The organism is Streptomyces sp. GESEQ-35 (assembly GCF_017948485.1).
In the GTDB taxonomy this organism is placed as follows: Bacteria; Actinomycetota; Actinomycetes; order Streptomycetales; family Streptomycetaceae; genus Streptomyces.
The window spans coordinates 1-560 of sequence record NZ_JAFFSX010000094.1 but is presented as its reverse complement, the minus strand read 5'-3'; the positions used below and the strand labels follow the sequence as shown (position 1 = coordinate 560).

The 560-nt window shown below is 69.8% G+C and carries 1 protein-coding gene; it reads left to right on the top strand.

Annotation, left to right across the window (positions count from 1 at the left end):
* A partial coding sequence (locus tag KCH87_RS48485) for a polyketide synthase dehydratase domain-containing protein (RefSeq protein ID WP_210594469.1) occupies nt 1-560 on the top strand: 560 nt, incomplete at both ends.

Here is a 560-nt window from a genome sequence, read left to right as displayed (position 1 = left end):
GATCGAGCAGGCCCGGGAGCTGGGCGGGCGGGTGTTCGTCGAGCTGGGCCCGGACGCGGTCCTGGCCACCCTCGTCCCCGACGACACCACCGCCATCCCACTCCAGCGCGCCGGCCAGACCCATGCCTTCCCCCTTGCACTGGCCACCGCCCACACCCACGGCCTGCCCGTCACCTGGCCGACTCCCGCCGCCGCCCTGGTCGACCTGCCCACCTACGCCTTCCAGCAGGAGAGTTACTGGTTGCATGCGGCTTCAGGTGCTGGGGATGTGGTGAGTCTGGGTCAGGCCCCGGCCGGTCATGGGCTGCTGGGTGCGGCGGTGGCGCTGGCTGAGGACGGGATGACTGTGTTCACCGGCCGCCTCTCCCTCTCCACGCATCCGTGGTTGGCGGATCATGTGGTGGGTGGGTCGGTGCTGGTGCCGGGTACGGCTTTCGTGGAGCTGGCACTGCACGCGGGTGACTATGTCGGCTGCGGTCAGCTGGAGGATTTGACGGTCGAGGCTCCGCTGGTGCTGGGGGAGCGGTCGTCGGTGACGGTGCAGGTGTTTGTGGGTGAGG